The following is a 16836-nucleotide window of genomic DNA, read 5'->3' on the forward strand; positions in this document are numbered from 1 at the left end:
TACTTAACCTCGTATTGCAGGCTGCCAAACAGCCCGACTGTTAAACGCACGCAGCGTGACAAATCCATCGTGGATCTCTAATACGCTGTATGCCCCCTGATCAAAATGAAAATGCCACATAGCCGCCGCTGGCATGGCCAGCAAACGAGCCAACATCAGGCTTAATACCCCCTGATGAGCAACCAGTAGCCGATTGTTATCACTACTTTGTGGTGAAGTACCCGACGCTAACAGCAGTGGCTGGATAACTTTTTCAACCCGGGCAGAGAACTGAGGGAATGACTCTCCTCCGGTGGGACTTGCCTGTTGCCAATCGGCCACCCATTGTGCCCATGCATCCGGGTCTTCCCGCTGTAAATCATGATGATGGCGCATTTCCCAGTCACCAAAATTCATTTCATTTAGTTGCCCGTCGCTATCGGCACTCACCCGGTGCCCGGCGAGTATGATGTCAGCGGTATGGCGGGCGCGCAGCAACTGGCTGCTGACGCCCTGACTAAAATCCACATCCGCTAACCAATCGGCCACCCATCCGGCCTGCTCCACGCCCTGTGGCGTTAGCGCCAAATCAGTCAGGCCGCAAAAAACGCCACGCAAATTGGCCTCGGTTTGCCCGTGGCGTACCAGAAAAAGTCGCATAGAATGACTCAATATTGAGATTATTCAGGAAATAACGCTGTTATTGCAAAACAGCTACAACAGCGCCAGCAAAAACACCAACTCACCTATTTCGGCAGCCGCGCCCAACGTATCACCGGTTTGACCGCCTAAACGGCTACGCAGATAGGTTGCCAACAGCAGCACTACCGCCATGGTAATCACCAGTGCCAACAGCGCAGTCCCTTTCCCCAGTAACAGGGTAAGTATTGCGCCACCCACTAATGTGACGGCAGTTTGCCGGCCGGTAACTTTACCGATGTAAATATTGCCCAAGCCATTGCCTGCGCGGGCATAACGCTGGCGGTACATCAACAACACAATCACCGTACGCCCCGCCACTGAAGCTGCCATTAGTATTGCCAGCATCGGTACATCGCGCAGTGCCAGCTCACTCACCACCAGCACTTTCGCCACCACGATAAAAATCAAGGCTAAACCGCCGTTAGTCCCAAGGCGGCTATCACGCATGATCTCCAACATCTGCTCGCGTTTACGAGCGGAAAACACGCCATCGCAGGTATCTGCCAAACCATCAAGGTGGAAAGCGCCAGTGACCAGCGCCAGTGCCAGCACATAACCCAGTGCCGCTAACGGAATGCCACACCAAGGTACCAGTAGGGTAAAGACCAGCGCGCCGATGATACCGACAATCAGCCCGATCAGCGGGAAACCGATAATGCCGCGTTCGTACTGATCCATCGCCAACCCTTGCGTCCAGCGCTCTGGCACCGGAATCCGGGTCATAAACTGCAAGGTGGCGAGAAATAGACGCAGGCTCATTTAATTTTTACCTCAATCCCGGAAACCACCAGAAACACTTGGTCAGCGGCAGCAGCCAGGCGCTGATTGACCCGACCGGCGATATCGCGAAAATGTCGCGCTAAACGATTTTCAGGCACAATGCCCATCCCCAGTTCATTCGTCACCAAATAAATCGGTGCTGAACTTCGGGCACAGGCGGCCAGCAGATCGGTAATTTGTTGCTGAATCCCCACTTCAAGTAACGTGAAATCCATCTGCTCCGGCGGCGTATCACCGGCCTGTTCAAACAGCAGATTAGTGATAAGGGTGGTAATACACTCCAACATCACCGCTTCGCCGGGTTCCACTTGCTGATCCAACACTGCTCCCAGATCCCGATAACCTTCCCAGGTACGCCAGTGTGCCGGGCGACTGGCGCGATGTAACTCAACCCGCGCGGCCATTTCCACATCTGTTACCACTGAGGTGGCAATGTAAAACACCCGCTCAGCCGCCTGTGCCGCCAACCGTTCAGCCAGCGAACTTTTGCCGCTGCGCGCACCTCCGGTAATCAAAATCACTGCGCGCTCTCCTGTCGATGTGTTTTCATTATTTTATAAATACTTTCAATATCAATATTTTGTCGCATATGTGCTGCCAGAATATCAAACTGTTGCTGCTTATGTTCGGCGTAATTCACCGTCACACCGTCAAACGCCGCCAGCCCTTTACGTTGGCGCAAATTGTCCAGCAGTGGGCGAGTGAAGTTGTGGCTGTCAAACAGGCCATGAATATAGCTGCCCAGCACACTGCCATCGGCGTTCACCGCCCCTTCCAACCATTGCTCCACTTGCCCGTTACGCAATGTCAATTGTGCGAAAGGCTTGGCGGCCGTTCCAAGCAGGGATGCACCCATATGAATTTCATAGCCTTCCAGTTGCTGCTCGCCGCAGCTTTCCAGGATCCCCGGCAGGCCCATCAGACAATAGCCACTGACCCGCGTGGTCACTTTGTCCTGTGCAAACTGCGTTTCCACATCCAGCAAACCAAGGCCCGCCATCTGTTCCAGGCCAGACTCCACACCATCAATAATACGTTTTCCCAACATCTGATAACCACCACAGATACCCAGCACCGGTACCTGATGTTGATGTTGTGCCAATAACGCGGCGGCCAGCCCACTGTGATGCAACCACTGTAAATCGCCCAAGGTATTTTTGCTGCCAGGCAGAATAATCAGATCCGGTTGCCCCAAGGCTGAGGGCTGCGAAACATAGCGCAGGCGCACATCTGGCTGAGCCGCCAACGCATTAAAATCGGTAAAGTTAGCAATGTGTGGCAAGTGAATGACGGCAATATCCAGCGCTTTTTCCACCGCATCCTGATATTTGCCATTTTGTAATGCCACACCATCTTCATCTTCCAAATCAATATCTAGCCACGGCATTACCCCTAATACCGGCACATCCGTCAGCGCTTCAATCTGTTCCAACCCAGGTTTAAGCAGCGCAATGTCACCCCGAAACTTATTGATTATCACCCCTTTGACCCGCGCTTTTTCATGCGGATGCAACAGGGCCAAGGTGCCATAAATAGCCGCAAACACCCCACCGCGATCGATATCAGCCACCAGTATCACCGGTGCATCGGCCATTGCCGCCATCCCCATATTGACGATATCGCGGTCACGCAGGTTAATTTCTGCCGGGCTACCCGCCCCTTCCAGCACCATGACGTCATATTCACGGGCTAAACTTTGGTAGACCTCGCTGATTTGTTGCTGCAATTGCGGCTTATATTGATGATATTCCACCGCATCCATATTGCAGGCAACTTTGCCCATCAGTACCACCTGCGCCTTACGGTCACTGGTGGGTTTGAGTAGTACCGGATTCATGCGCACATCAGGGGTGATGCCTGCGGCTTCTGCCTGAAAAATCTGTGCCCGCCCCATCTCCTCACCCTGTGGCGTAATACCTGAGTTGAGCGCCATATTCTGCGATTTAAACGGAGCACAACGATAGCCATCCTGCATAAAAATACGGCATAGCCCAGCCACCAATACGCTCTTACCTACATCAGATGCGGTACCTTGCACCATCACCGATAAACTCATTGCGCCTCCTCGGTTTCACGCTGACGCATCAACGCGAAAAGTTGTTCTTCCGTTTTGCATAACGGTAACCCTAGCTCGCAGTGCATTTTGACCAACCATGGCTGGATAAGCCCGGCAGCGCGCAGTTTATCCTGTTGCAGAAACACCTCGGTCGTTTCACCGGCCATCATTAAGCGACCATGAGATAAGACATACAGATAGTCACAAACCTTGTAGACCAAATCGATATCATGGCTGGAGAGAATAACCCGTTTCCCTTCTGCCACAATGCGTTCAATGATGGTAATCATGTGTTGACGCCCGGCCGGATCCAGCCCTGCGGTCGGCTCATCGAGTAACAGATACTCTGCTTCCATCACCAGTGCACCGGCAATTGCCACCCGCTTTTTCTGACCGTGACTAAGGTGCTGAATAGATTTATGGCGAAAACCCTGCGCATCAACCAGTGTCAACGCCCGATCCACTCGCGCGGCGATCACCGTTTCCTCCACGCCGAGATTACGCAGGCTGAACGCGATATCACTGTCGATATCGGTATAAAAAATCTGCTGTTCCGGGTCTTGGAATACCGTTGTCACCCGTTGGCGTAGCTCTCGCAGGCTGGCCTTTTTATAACTCAGCGGCTCTCCTTGCCACAGCACAGTCCCGTGTTGGGGTTGCAAAATACCGGTCAGATTCATAAATAAGGTGGATTTGCCACAGCCATTGGCGCCCAAGACACCAGTGACCGCGTGCTGACTGAAATCCAGCGTCAGATCGTGCAATACCTGCTCATCCTGATAGCTGAAACCTAACTGTCTGGTGGCTAACATCAAATCCTGCCTTACAGGTGGAAATCACCCTGATAAAGTTTCATATCCAGCGAGATAACCATCTGTTGATAGCGAATCATCACGCGGGTAAATAGCATACTCACCAACATAGCCAGCGAATGGTAGCCAGTACGCAATGAGATATAACCAAACCGTAGGGACTGCGCATGATGGATAGCAGCAGCCTCTTCAGCCAAAATAAAAATAAAACGCCAGGTCAGCAAAATTTGCTCAGTCAGCAAACGGGGGGCATGGCAGCGTTTAAGTATCTGAATAAGCTGTGGGAATGGCGTATTCAGCACAAACCAGAAAGTCGCGGCCAATGCAGCCAGGCTACGCCACAAGGTCTGATTGGCAGTGGTTAGACCGACTTTATCGATACCGAACCACCAATTACCGATTTGTATACTCCACCACATACTCTCCGGTTGACGAGAAAGGGATAACACAATGGTCACCAGCCCCACCAACAGGAATGACAGCGGAATAGCCAGCCAGTGCAGATAACGGCGCGGGCCAACGCGTAACAAGTAGCAGGTCAGCGCGGCGATAAATATCAGCAATAACGCCTGATAGAGCGGCGGGCTGAGCATCGCCAGCAACAGGAAAACCCCATACAGCACTAGTTTCCCTATTGGGTCAACCTGCCGCCAGCGGCTTTGATAACTTAGTTTATCAATCCCCAGCATGCTCACCGCGTTTCCCCCGGTAGTAACCCAAGATATAGAAAATCACCGCTGCGCCAATGGAACCTTGCAGCGTGAACAACAGACTCTCAATTTCACCACTGGCAGGTTCATATAATGGCTGGAACCAAGGCTCATAGTGCGGTGCCGTTTGCTGGATCAGCGCTTCAGCCTCTCCATCCGAGCCACCGTATTCGCCGCCGTGATTAATAAAGAACGGCATAATAACCAGTGCAATCACCATTGCCAGCAGGATCAGGGTCTTTTTCATGTTAGTGGCTCTCCGCGTGAATTAAGCGCCGTTTGGTCAATTGGTCGTAAATCATGACCGTCAATAACCCTTCAGCAATCGCAATCGGGATCTGGGTAATACAGAACACCCCCATAAACTTGATAACTGAACCGCTGATACCAAATTGTGGATCGGGGAACGCCAAGCCAAGTTGTACTGAGGTGACAAAATAAGTGGTTAAATCCGCTAACATGGCACAGAGGAAAACCCCAACATCGCGGCGTAATCCCGCTTTACAGGCCAATTTCCACACCAAATAACCCACTACCGGCCCGATCACCGCCATCGACATACCGTTAGCACCGAGCGTTGTCAGCCCGCCGTGTGCCAGCAATAGCGCCTGGAACAGCAGTACAATCGCCCCCAGCACCGCCACCACCACCGGCCCAAACAAGATGACAGCCAGCCCTACCCCTGTAGGGTGTGAGCAACTGCCGGTCACCGACGGAATTTTCAGTGCTGAGAGCACGAAAATAAACGCGCCACACAGCGCCAATAACACTTTCTGATTGCTGTCTTCAGCCACAATCTGCTTTAAGCGCACCAACCCCATAAACAGACATGGCAGAAACAATACCCACCAAGCCAGCGCCCACATCGGCGGCAGAAAACCTTCCATAATGTGCATGGCAAAAACGTCATTCGGTGCCAGCGTGAGCAAGATTGCCATTGCCACTCCGCTATAAGACAGTTTCTTTAACTCTTTTTCCATTTCCATTAGTTGCTCCAATCACTTTGGGGAGTAATTTAAAATTAATTAACCCTCTATTTAACTAACCTGTTATCCATTAACTCGTTGCTGCTTATTCACTAAAATGGTCGAGAAATAGGGCAATGGCTGGTCAGCGGCGATGCTATCAAGCTGACGCCAGCACACTTCGCCAGGCAATGAGGCTTCCGACATCAACAGCGCATGTGGGAACAGCTCCAACCGTGCCAGCAGCGCCTGGATCCGAGCAAAACGGCCATAGACTTTCATTAGCACCACACAGTCGTGATCCCGCAGTGCGCGCTCCAATTCGGCCTCCGGCGCGGTACAGGACATGATGGCCAGTGACTGCTGCTCCATCGCCAGCGGTAGCGCCGCACGCGAGGCAATGGCGGCAAATGAGGTTACGCCCGGTACAATTTCCAACCAATCAGGCCGCCCGATGCGTTCCAATAAAAACACCCACGTGCTGAATAACATGGCATCGCCGAGGGTGATAAATCCCACCTGACGGCCATTGGCCACTTCAGATTGCAACTGTTGTGCCACCTCATCCCATACCGCTTGCTTCTCACTATCATCAGCGCTCATAGGGAAATGACAGGTGCGGATTTCGGTATGTGGTGAAAGGTATTCGCGCACGATAGAGAGCGCCAGACTGTCGCCACCTTTGCGCCCGGCAGGCGCATACAGCACATCGAGTTTGGCTATCAGCCGTGCTGCGCGTACAGTAATTAAATCACTAGCACCTGGGCCAACACCCAATGCATAAAGTCTGCCGCTCATTACGCTGCCTCCTGCTGTTTTTGTTGTAAGGCTTGGTCCAGATGTTCGACAAACATTTGACGTATCAATGGGTTCTCACCCAATCCTTGTAACCAGGAGTGAGCACAGATACCGGCGGCCTCCAGTTGCGATTGCCATGAGTCCGGCTCATCAGAGGCCATATCGTTGATGGCATGATCACCTGCCACCAACATCAGCGGCATTAAGTGCACTTTACGCACCCCCTGCTGTTGCAGCCGGGTAATGATATGGCTGATTTCTGGATAACTCTCTACCGCGCCCACCAATGCCGGGAAATGCAGCGAGGTCATCAGATGATCCAGACAGGCATAGGCTGAAAAGGCATAATGGCTGGCACCGTGGCCCATAAAGACCACCCGCTCATCAGCGGCCAGCACCGGCATTTGAGCCTGTAACGCCACCAGCAGTTGTTGGTAATCGGCAAAACTGCTTAACAACGGCGTACCCAATACCAGACGATGGAAACAGTCGCTAAAGGTGCGCACTTCATTGGCAATTTTTTCGTATTCATCGCCGTTTATCACATGCAGCGATTGGATGGCGACATCCTGATAGCCCTGTTCAGCCAGGTGTTTTAGCGCCTCCCGTGGGTTGTTGATCAGCAAACCATCGCGTTTGCGCAATTTGCGGATGATCATCTCCGAGGTAAACGCGCGAAAAACATCACGATCGCTGTAAGCTGCCGCCAGTTGCTGCTCGCAAGCATCAATATTCTTTTGGCGGGTTTGTTCATAACTGGTGCCGAAACTGATCACCAACAGTGCTTTTTTCATTTTATTGCCCTCGTTGTTGCTGCCAGTGGATCAGATGTTGGCTAAATTCATCTAATGACGTCACTTGCTGACCGATACCGCCCAATACCACGCTTGCGGGGCGACACACCACAATGCAGGGGATATTCAGTGCCAGACAGGGGGCAACTTTTTCCTGATATCCCCCCTGGGCACCGGACTCTTTAGTGATAACCACATCCGGCTGACAAAACTCATACAGTGCCTGATTGAAAGACGCGCTGAATGGCCCGCGCAGCGCAATAATGTGGTCAACCCCCAGCCCCAGCGCCTCACATTGGTTCAGCACTTGCGCCGTGGGCAGCACCCGAACCAGTAAGGTTTTACCCACCAGCCCACGTTGATATTCAGCCAACTGCTTGCTGCCAGTCGTGAGTAACACCCGCGGCCCCAGCCGTTTGGCCACCTCACAGGCCGCAGCAACGCTATCGACCTTGTGCAGCAGAGGGTGGCTCAGAACATCAATTTCACTTGGCCGTTGGTAACGGGTCAGCGTGACATTTGACTGTTCGCAGGCCGCCACCACATTGTCACTGAGCATGCAGGCATAAGGATGCGAGGCATCAACCACCCACTGGACCTGTCTGGTCGCCAAAAAATCAGCCATCTGCCCTGCATCCATCCGCCCAACCATGACCTCACCGCCAATATCTCCCGCCAGTTGTTTACCGGCATCAGTGGCAACCGACAGGCTATAGCGTTGCTCTGCGGCATCCAGCAATTGGCAAATCAGCCGCGCATCACTGGTACCGCCAAAGACATGAATCGGTGGATAAGGGTGATGGCTCATCACAATGAATAGCCCCGTGGCGTGATCATCAACCCATCACGGCAATAGGTCGCCTGATTACCGACGATCACCAGACTGGTCATATCCACCGGTTCGAAATCCATCTCACCCAGCGTAGTGATCCATTTCTCCTGTTTTTTACGCCCGGCGGCTTTCACTACCCCGACTGGCGTTTCAGGCCGCTTCCACGGCTGCATTAACTCAAACGCGCGGGCCAGATGCCCTTCACGGCCACGGCTGCGTGGGTTATAGAAACAGATAACAAAATCAGCCTGCGCTGCCGCGACAATGCGTTTTTCGATCACCGCCCACGGCGTCATCAAATCACTCAGGCTGATATGACAAAAATCATGCATTAGCGGCGCACCGAGTAACGAGGCAGCAGCAATACTGGCGGTGATCCCCGCCACCAACCGCACCTCCAACTCCAATTTTTGTTGCGTTACCAGCTCCAGCACCAAGCCCGCCATACCATAGATCCCGGCATCACCACTGCTGATAAGCGCCACGTTATGGCCCGCCAGCGCCAGATCAATGGCGGTTTGGCAGCGCTCTATCTCTTTACACATGCCGGTTTTGATCACCTGCTTATCCCCGGTCAAGGGTTTCACCAGATGGGTATAGGTTTTATAACCGACGATAATTTCCGCCTCGCGGATTGCGGCGATAGCTTCCTGCGTCATCATCGATTCACTGCCCGGCCCGATGCCAATTACGGTTAACATTAATGCGATACTCCCAGAGTGATGGTGACACCCTGCTGACGCAGAGTATTGCCAACCAATTTACCGTCGCTCATCAGCCAGGCGACCGGTTGTGAAACGCTGCCGACACCCACCGTTTGGCGGACAAAATCAGAAGCAGGGAAACGTTGCTCATGGCGACTCAGTTCGCCGACACTGAACAGTTCGAACGGTACTCGCCAGCACTGAGCCAATTGATGTAGCGCGGGTTCATCTTTTTTGATAGTGACACTGCCAATAGCCCGCAGCGCCATGAGGTCAAAGTGATTCTCGGCCATTTGCTGTTGTAACAATTCAACCAAGGTTTGCAGCGAGGTGGCCCGGCGGCAACCGATACCCGCGACCACCCGGCGTGGCACCAGTTTGTACACCGGTAACGGTAATGGAGGCAGGCTGTCGCGCAACGTGACACAAACTATCGCATCCAGTTTTGGCAATTGATCCAGCGAATCAACCGCTACAAAACCACGAGTGTCACAGCGTTCACGCTCAGCCAGCAGAGGCGTATCCCACCACAAACCCACTTTTTGTTCGCTGACCAACATTTGATTGACCACTTTGACGGCGTGACGAAAATCCTGCATTTCGCCGTCCAGTTGGGTCGCCAGCGTATCCAATGCCGCCATCTGGTTAACGTCGGTTGCAGTAGTTATCACCGGATCGGCCCCGAGAATGCCCGCCAAATAACGGGTTAAGGTATTGCCGCCACCCACGTGACCAGACAACAGACTAATGACATGTTGCCCACGCTCATCAATCACCACCACCGCCGGATCACTCATTTTGTCATTCACCAACGGGGCGATAACCCGCACTGTCAGGCCGATAGCCCCGACCACTACCAGTGCCGAATACTGTTTAAAGGCCTCACGAATGGTGTCGCCAAAACTGCCATTGAACGGCAGAAAACCCGGTTCCAACAGTTTTTCACTGGTAAAGCAGGTCAGCGGCAAGTGGGTCTGCAAACGCCGCGCCAACCGCACCCCGCCCGGAGTCAGGCAAAATACCGCTATGGATTCAGGCTTGACGATATTCATGGCTAAACCCCGCATCATAGAGTTTGGAATAGTGGTATTCATCACCGAGGAACGCCCCCACCAAAATCAGTGCAGTTTTATGAATAGCAGCGGCGCGAACCAATTCGGCGATATCAGCCAGCGTACCGCGCACAGTGCGGCTTTCAGCCCATGTCGCTTTGTACACCACCGCAACAGGAGTCGACGCTGGGTATCCGCCAGCAATCAAACGTTCAGCCACGCGGTCCATCTCTTGTACTGACAAGAAAATCGCCATCGATGTTTGGTGCGCGGCAAACGCCTCCAGTTGCTCCAGCGGCGGCATCGGGGTTCGCCCTTCGATTCGGGTAATAATCAAGCTCTGCGCCACTTCCGGCACGGTGTATTCCACCCCCAGTTGCGCCGCTGCGCCAAGAAAAGCACTGACACCCGGTACCGACACAAAACCAATACCGTGCTCACTCAGCACTTCCCCCTGCTCACGGATCGAACCATATAAAGAGAGGTCACCGGTTTGTAATCGCACCACCAACTTGCCAGCCCGCACACCATCAACCATCAGTGTGATGATCTGTTCCAAATTCAAACCCGCGCTATCGTGGCATTGCGCCTCTGGCGAGCAATATTCCAGCAGTTCGGTATTGATCAGCGAGCCGGCGTAGATAACCACCTCTGCTTGCTGTAACAACCGGTAGCCTTTCAGGGTGATCAACTCTTTGTCGCCCGGCCCTGCACCGACAAACCAGATTTTTTGTGTATCCCAGGGTTGTAGTACCGCTGTTGATGCAGCATCAGGATGCTCAGACATTGCGCGCCTCCTTGTGGCAGGAAATAAGATAAGTAGGATTATTAGGTTTAAAATAGTGCCCGCTGCCCAAAGGGGTCAGGGTGGAGAGTTGCAATTGCACGCAATCTAACTGACTGACAGCGCAGTGCTGTAAGTGAGCCAACGCGTCATTAAGGTTATTGAGCAAAATAAAGGTCAGTACCAAACGGCCATCGGGCTTAAGTGTCATCAGCGCCCAATCAATCAGATCGGTTAAATGGCCGCCGCTGCCACCAATAAAAATGGCATCGGCTGCGGCCGTATTAGGCAAGGGGGCAACGCCTGCGATGATCGCCACGTTGTGGCAACCCAGCCGCTGGCGGTTTTCGCTAATCAGTTCCAGTGCCGCTGGGTTGCGCTCAATCGCGGTGACCTGCAAATCGGGGAAGCGCAGTGCCGCCTCCAACGCCACACTGCCCGTCCCGGCGCCCACATCAATCAGGTGGCCATAACAAGGCAACTCCAGCCGTTCCAGTGCCAATGCACGCACCGCTTCTTTGGTCATCGGGACTTTTTGCCCACGTAAGAACAGATCATCTCTCATTGAGGATCACCACCACATTCATGTCATAACGCGCCGCTACCTGTTGTTGCGACAGACGGTGAATACGTTCATTGGGTTGTGACAGGTTTTCACCGATAATCAAGGTGCGGGACAGACCACGCTGATGTAATGCATCGGCGATGGCACGCGGGCCGATAATGCTGTCAGTCACCATCGCCACCTTGTCATGCTGGAAAATCCAGTCAAAATCGGGTACCCGCCCGTGGCTGCTGGTAAGAAAAAGGTCATTCATATCCAGCGCCACTTTGGCACACAGATATTGAATAGCGCTGATGCCGGGCACGATATGTAGCTCGTCAGTGCCGAAGTTCGCCGCCAGCAGTTTGCCAATGCCATACAGCAGAGGATCACCGGAAGCCAGTACCACAATGGCGCGAGTTTTGTTGCTATCCAGCCACTCCAGTAACCCCAGCAGATCCGCATCTAACAAGCGGGACTCACGAACATTGCTGCTAAATGTTGCCAGATGGCGCTTCCCGCCCACCAATACCTCAGCCTGGCTGATAGCCCACTGGGCTTCAGGGGTCAGATAGTCGATATCACCTGGGCCGATGCCAACAACTGTAATCATCGCAATGCCTCCACAATCTCATCCAGAGGCCGACTGCTGCCTAACACCTGATTATCGAAAGAGAATAAAATCGCATCGCACTGCGGCGGATTAACGGAGAAACGCATCATTTCAGCAATTCGCTCACAGATACGTTCGGCAATACGGCTGTAGACCGCCTGCCACCCCTGCTCAGCAATCAATTCCATCGCCGCTTCAGTGGTATTGCACTGATTCACTTCAAGCAGTAGCGCATGCGGCGCCCCCATCAGCGCCAGATGGGCAACCAATGTTTCCATACGCCCATCCGCGATATGGCTGTGGGTATGGAAGATACCGGCGGCCACTTTCACTAATTTGCCGGGATGCCCTACCAGCAGCACCTGACGAAAGCCCAGTCGCACGGTTTCCTGCAACATATAGCCGACGAAATTACTCATGGTCACCACCCGCTGGCTGTCGAGGCCCAGATGATCGCGAACAAAGCGCTCGCCATGATTGCCCGGTACCAGAATGACGCGATCTTCACCCGCCGCGCGCTTCATCTCCAATTCCAATGCCAGCGAGCGTTTCCAGCTCTCTTCCGACATCGGTGTCACAATGCCGGTAGTGCCGATGATGGAAATGCCACCGAGGATCCCCAACCGCCCGTTATAGGTTTTTTTCGCCCGCTCTTGCCCTTCGGGAGCAAAGATCTCTATTTCAGCACCGCGTAACGGGCCGATGACCTCGCGCACTGCTGCCTCGATGGTTTGGCGTGGCGTACGATTAATGGCTGAGCTGCCGACGGGGAGGCCAATACCTTTACGGCTCACTGTCCCGACCCCTTCGCCACCACGCAGAGTAATTTCCGTCTGTTCACGCAGCGTGACGCGAGCAAAAATCAGCATGCCGTGGGTAGCATCAACATCATCACCACCATCTTTGCGGATGGCCGCCGTAGCTTGCTGGCCCTCAATGAGGGGTTGTTCTACATTCAGGCATAACGTGACACCGGAAGGCGTCACAATTGAAATCTGGTCAATCACTTGCTGGCGCAACACCATTAGCGCCGCCACTTTAGCCGCCGCCGTCGCACAAGAACCGGTGGTGTAACCTTTGCGATATTGTTTGCCGTTATGCCAAATGCTGTCTAATTGCTGGTTTTGCAGCATCTGACTGTCATTGACAGTAGCCTCACTCATAGCGCCCCCCGCAACTGATAGAGGATGGCATTGATGATGGCTGCTGCCACATTGCTGCCCCCTTTGCGCCCAAGTGCTGCAATGCATGGCAGGTCACTGGCAACCAAGGCATCTTTGGATTCAGCCGCCCCGACAAACCCCACCGGTACACCAATGACCGCGATCGGTGTGGCGTGGCGTTCCAACAAGCGGAATAACGCAGTCGGGGCATTACCAAAGACAAACAGCTTTTCTCCTGACTCTGCCAGAGCAACATCCACTGCGGCCATCGAGCGAGTAATACCCTGTAGCGGCGCACTCTCCACCACCCGTGGGTCACTGATGTAGCAACGGCATTCGCATCCCATCTGCTTTAACAGCACTTTGTTGATACCGGACATCGCCATCGTAGTATCGGTATAAAGGGTGCAACCCCGGCGGATACCCTCGGCAATATGGGTTAGTACCTGCGGTGAGAAATGCAGAATATCCAGCCAATCAAAATCCGCCGTGGTATGGATAACCCGCTTGATCACCGCTTCTTGCATCTCACTGACAAAGCGAAAGTCCGGGTGCTCATCGGCAATAATGTCACCGATGATGGCAAAACTGTTTTGCTCTATTTCCTGCGGGTTCTTTATATAGTTCATCAGGTTATCCTTGTTAAATGCCGACCAGCAGCAGACGAATCAGGGCAAACAGTAATAGTGCTAATAACGACGCCATCAGCATCAAATGGATAGTGCGCGGGATATCATCCAGCGCCACCTCGCGCCGTTCATCACCGATCCAGGGTTTTTCAACCCGCACGCCAAAGTAATCATTCGGCCCCCCCAGCCGCACGCCCAGCGCACCGGCAACCGTGGCTTCAGACCAGGCACAGTTAGGACTGGCGTGCTGATAACGATCACGCCAGCCGATGCGCAATGCCTGACGGTAATCGGCTCGTAGTAACCACGCGGCTACGCTGAGTAATAACCAGCTCAGACGGGCTGGGATCCAGTTCGCCACATCATCCATCCGTGCCGACACATAACCAATCGCGCGGTATTTTGGCGTTTTGTAACCCACCATCGAATCAAGGGTATTGACTGCTTTGTAAGCCATTGCCAGCGGGGCGCCGCCTAACATCAAAAAGAACAGCGGTGCAATCACGCCATCAACGCTGTTTTCGGCCACTGTCTCTACCACCGCACGGGTGATTTGTGGCTTCTCTAGTTGTGAGGTGTCACGCCCGACAATCCATGACAGCTTCTCGCGGCTTTGTGCCAGCGAACCGTGCTTCAGGGCATCAAATACCAGTAGCGCCGCATCACTCAGGCAACGTCCGGCTAAGAGGGTGTAAATCATCCACACTTGCGCCAACCAGCCGAGCCACGGATTGATGTGTGTCATCAGTGATAAGAACCCCCAACTCAGCAGCCATGTCACGCCGACCACCACCAACCACAGCGCTGCTCCCCCCCACTTCAGTGCCCGTTCGCTGTGACAAACCGCACGGATAGCACGTTGCATGACAGAGATCAGGTTGCCTATCCAGCGCACCGGGTGCGGCCAGTGCGGCGGGTCGCCGAGCCAGCTATCAAGCAAGAAAGCGACAAACCATGCGCTCAGGGTCATAGCACGCTCCGGGCAGCGGTCAGCCAGCCATCAAGCAAACCGGGGCGCTGGGCAAAATGGATATGCAGATAGCTGGCCTGAGTGCGCTGAAGTTGATAGCCACTGTGCCAGCGCTGAATAGCGACACCATCACGCCATTTGCTGCTATCAAATACCGGCGTCAATGGGCTAGTAAAATCGGAATAATGGAATTCATGACCACGCAGAATTTCACCTTGTGCAGCCAATAAGGTGTCACTGCGGGCCTGTGCCTGACAGTAACCAAAGCGAGTCAGCCGTTTCCCCATCCGGCTCTCACCGGCCAAAATGCCAACCATCGGGTGGCGCTGACCACTCTCATCCGTTAAGCCATCACCGAGATACATCAGGCCACCGCATTCGGCATACAGCGGGATCTGTTGGCGATGCGCTTGCTGTAACGCTGCATGCATCGCTGTATTCGCCGCTAAGCGGCTCGCGTGAATTTCGGGATAACCTCCCCCGAGATAAATCATCTGGCAATCGGGTAACCGGCGGTCATGAAGTGGGCTGAAACGTTGGATGCGCACGCCTGCCTGCTCTAGCAGGTCAAGGTTATCGGGGTAATAGAAATTGAATGCTTCATCTTCGGCCAAGGCCAGTGTCAGGCCGTTAGCCAGTGTAGACAGAGGTAAGGAAGGCGGGGTGCCGGCAGGCTGTGCCGCACAATGCGTCAGTGCCAGTAATCGGTCGAGATCGATAAAGGCTTCAACCTGCTGTGCCAGCCGTTGCCAGCGGGGCGAGCTGTCGGGCTGATGGGTTCTACCCGCCACGCCCTCACGCTGCTCTTGCACCGGTATCAACCCTAAATGGCGTGATGGCAGCGCGATATCATCCATCACCGGCAAGCGCCCCAGCACGGGAATACCGCAGTAATGCTCGATGGCGTGGCGGATTAGCTGATAATGGTTTTCTGAATTAACACGGTTAACAATCACGCCTGCGATGGTGAGATTTGGGTCAAACTGGCAGAACCCCAGCACGGTAGCCGCAACCGAGGTGGATACCGCCTTGCCATCCACCAGTAAGATAACCGGGCAGCCCAGTTGTTTGGCCATCGCCGCACTACTGCAATAATCGGGATCAGTGCCGTAGCCGTCATACAAGCCCATCACACCTTCGATCACCGCCACATCAGCATGGCGCATGTGCTGGTTATATAACCCATTCAAGGTCGCAGCCGGTAGCATAAAAGCATCGAGGTTACGCGAGGTAACACCACTGACGGCGCTATGCCAGCCGGTATCCAGGTAATCTGGCCCGACCTTAAACGGCTGCACAGATAATCCGCGTGCCATCAGCGCCCGCAGAATACCCAACGTCACGGTTGTTTTACCGCATCCACTGCCGGTACCTGCGATAATAAATGCTTGTTTGCCAGACCGTTGCATAAAAAATCCCGCCATTTCGAGCGGGATATGCAGTGTCAAAAAGGTGCGTCTGCGCAACGTCACCGCAGCGCGCATCTAATGACAACCCACTTCCCACCGAAGGAGTTGAATATATTTTACCGATTTGGCTGGTCTTCTGGCTTAGCGTCATCCTCTCCCGCACCTTCCCAATCCGGTGGATCAGTGGTTTCAGCGGGTTCGTCGGCATCACAGCAGCGGGGGCTGCGGGGGATTGTCACCCCCTTCCCTGTCGTGTATTAAGTGCCAATGCGTACACGACATAACCATTTCAGTAACTTCCCCCTCGTATTGATAGCTACAGTGTTGTTAGCAACTCTCACGCACCTGCATCACTGACCTTAGTCAGCTCCACGGGTTTGTTCGTTTGCTACCTTGCTGCAACGCCAACTACGTTGGGGTATGTATTTATCTAATACAGTAGATTATTTTATTTCTATTTCGTTATAGAATTTATCTCTTTATTTACACAGTTGTAACGTCAACTGATTTATTAAATCCGGTTGACGTTAATATACTCTT

General features: G+C 53.5%; 20 protein-coding genes and 1 riboswitch. All 20 genes read right to left on the reverse strand.

Annotation, left to right across the window (positions count from 1 at the left end; translation table 11 throughout):
• Positions 1-3: 3 nt before the first annotated feature.
• Positions 4-639 (reverse strand): adenosylcobalamin/alpha-ribazole phosphatase, encoded by a 636-nt coding sequence (locus tag V2A84_RS10765; RefSeq protein WP_083159255.1) that lies wholly within the window; start codon positions 637-639, stop codon positions 4-6.
• Positions 640-693: 54 nt separating this feature from the next.
• The gene (gene cobS, locus V2A84_RS10770; protein ID WP_442821061.1) at positions 694-1440 is read right to left on the reverse strand and encodes an adenosylcobinamide-GDP ribazoletransferase; all 747 of its coding nucleotides are present in this window, start codon (positions 1438-1440) and stop codon (positions 694-696) included.
• A complete protein-coding gene (gene cobU, locus V2A84_RS10775) occupies positions 1437-1982 on the reverse strand; it encodes a bifunctional adenosylcobinamide kinase/adenosylcobinamide-phosphate guanylyltransferase (protein ID WP_032906402.1) in 546 nt (181 codons plus the stop codon). Before cobU ends, cobS begins: the two co-directional genes overlap by 4 nt.
• Entirely contained in the window at positions 1979-3517 is a 1539-nt protein-coding gene (locus V2A84_RS10780; RefSeq protein WP_442848813.1) for a cobyric acid synthase, read from the reverse strand. The genes cobU and V2A84_RS10780 overlap by 4 nt, the downstream gene beginning before the upstream one ends.
• On the reverse strand, positions 3514-4329 hold the full coding sequence (locus tag V2A84_RS10785; RefSeq protein WP_083159258.1) for an ATP-binding cassette domain-containing protein: 816 nt from the start codon (positions 4327-4329) through the stop codon (positions 3514-3516). The genes V2A84_RS10780 and V2A84_RS10785 overlap by 4 nt, the downstream gene beginning before the upstream one ends.
• A gap of 11 nt (positions 4330-4340) precedes the next feature.
• A complete protein-coding gene (locus V2A84_RS10790) occupies positions 4341-5018 on the reverse strand; it encodes an energy-coupling factor ABC transporter transmembrane protein (RefSeq protein WP_420073302.1) in 678 nt (225 codons plus the stop codon).
• Entirely contained in the window at positions 5005-5286 is a 282-nt protein-coding gene (locus V2A84_RS10795) for an energy-coupling factor ABC transporter substrate-binding protein (RefSeq protein ID WP_005185363.1), read from the reverse strand. The genes V2A84_RS10790 and V2A84_RS10795 overlap by 14 nt, the downstream gene beginning before the upstream one ends.
• A 1-nt stretch (position 5287) precedes the next feature.
• Complete coding sequence (gene cbiM / locus V2A84_RS10800) at positions 5288-6025, reverse strand: cobalt ECF transporter S component CbiM (RefSeq protein WP_005185360.1); 738 nt, start codon at positions 6023-6025, stop codon at positions 5288-5290.
• Between the two features lie 63 nt (positions 6026-6088).
• Positions 6089-6802 (reverse strand): cobalt-factor II C(20)-methyltransferase, encoded by a 714-nt coding sequence (locus tag V2A84_RS10805; RefSeq protein ID WP_372558502.1) that lies wholly within the window; start codon positions 6800-6802, stop codon positions 6089-6091.
• On the reverse strand, positions 6802-7596 hold the full coding sequence (gene cbiK, locus V2A84_RS10810; RefSeq protein WP_083159260.1) for a sirohydrochlorin cobaltochelatase: 795 nt from the start codon (positions 7594-7596) through the stop codon (positions 6802-6804). The genes V2A84_RS10805 and cbiK overlap by 1 nt, the downstream gene beginning before the upstream one ends.
• A 1-nt stretch (position 7597) precedes the next feature.
• Positions 7598-8404 carry a cobalt-precorrin-6A reductase gene (locus V2A84_RS10815; protein ID WP_442821064.1) on the reverse strand — a complete coding sequence of 269 codons (807 nt, stop codon included), beginning with the start codon at positions 8402-8404 and terminating at the stop codon, positions 7598-7600.
• Positions 8404-9129, reverse strand: coding sequence for a precorrin-3B C(17)-methyltransferase (locus V2A84_RS10820; protein WP_050084476.1), 726 nt, complete (start codon positions 9127-9129; stop codon positions 8404-8406). The genes V2A84_RS10815 and V2A84_RS10820 overlap by 1 nt, the downstream gene beginning before the upstream one ends.
• Positions 9129-10184, reverse strand: a complete 1056-nt coding sequence (gene cbiG / locus V2A84_RS10825) for a cobalt-precorrin 5A hydrolase (protein WP_083159261.1) — start codon at positions 10182-10184, stop codon at positions 9129-9131. Before cbiG ends, V2A84_RS10820 begins: the two co-directional genes overlap by 1 nt.
• Entirely contained in the window at positions 10165-10971 is an 807-nt protein-coding gene (locus tag V2A84_RS10830) for a cobalt-precorrin-4 methyltransferase (protein ID WP_050882260.1), read from the reverse strand. The genes cbiG and V2A84_RS10830 overlap by 20 nt, the downstream gene beginning before the upstream one ends.
• On the reverse strand, positions 10964-11533 hold the full coding sequence (locus V2A84_RS10835; RefSeq protein WP_083159262.1) for a decarboxylating cobalt-precorrin-6B (C(15))-methyltransferase: 570 nt from the start codon (positions 11531-11533) through the stop codon (positions 10964-10966). Before V2A84_RS10835 ends, V2A84_RS10830 begins: the two co-directional genes overlap by 8 nt.
• The gene (locus tag V2A84_RS10840; protein WP_083159263.1) at positions 11523-12125 is read right to left on the reverse strand and encodes a cobalt-precorrin-7 (C(5))-methyltransferase; all 603 of its coding nucleotides are present in this window, start codon (positions 12123-12125) and stop codon (positions 11523-11525) included. Before V2A84_RS10840 ends, V2A84_RS10835 begins: the two co-directional genes overlap by 11 nt.
• Complete coding sequence (cbiD, locus tag V2A84_RS10845; RefSeq protein ID WP_083159264.1) at positions 12122-13288, reverse strand: cobalt-precorrin-5B (C(1))-methyltransferase CbiD; 1167 nt, start codon at positions 13286-13288, stop codon at positions 12122-12124. Before cbiD ends, V2A84_RS10840 begins: the two co-directional genes overlap by 4 nt.
• On the reverse strand, positions 13285-13917 hold the full coding sequence (locus V2A84_RS10850) for a cobalt-precorrin-8 methylmutase (RefSeq protein WP_083159265.1): 633 nt from the start codon (positions 13915-13917) through the stop codon (positions 13285-13287). Before V2A84_RS10850 ends, cbiD begins: the two co-directional genes overlap by 4 nt.
• A 13-nt stretch (positions 13918-13930) precedes the next feature.
• The gene (cbiB, locus tag V2A84_RS10855; RefSeq protein WP_420073308.1) at positions 13931-14887 is read right to left on the reverse strand and encodes an adenosylcobinamide-phosphate synthase CbiB; all 957 of its coding nucleotides are present in this window, start codon (positions 14885-14887) and stop codon (positions 13931-13933) included.
• A complete protein-coding gene (locus V2A84_RS10860; RefSeq protein WP_442848814.1) occupies positions 14884-16296 on the reverse strand; it encodes a cobyrinate a,c-diamide synthase in 1413 nt (470 codons plus the stop codon). Before V2A84_RS10860 ends, cbiB begins: the two co-directional genes overlap by 4 nt.
• 109 nt (positions 16297-16405) lie before the next feature.
• Positions 16406-16600, reverse strand: a riboswitch (cobalamin riboswitch).
• Positions 16601-16836 lie beyond the last annotated feature (236 nt).

It is taken from the genome of Yersinia sp. 2553 StPb PI, from assembly GCF_052217105.1.
GTDB lineage: Bacteria > Pseudomonadota > Gammaproteobacteria > Enterobacterales > Enterobacteriaceae > Yersinia > Yersinia enterocolitica_E.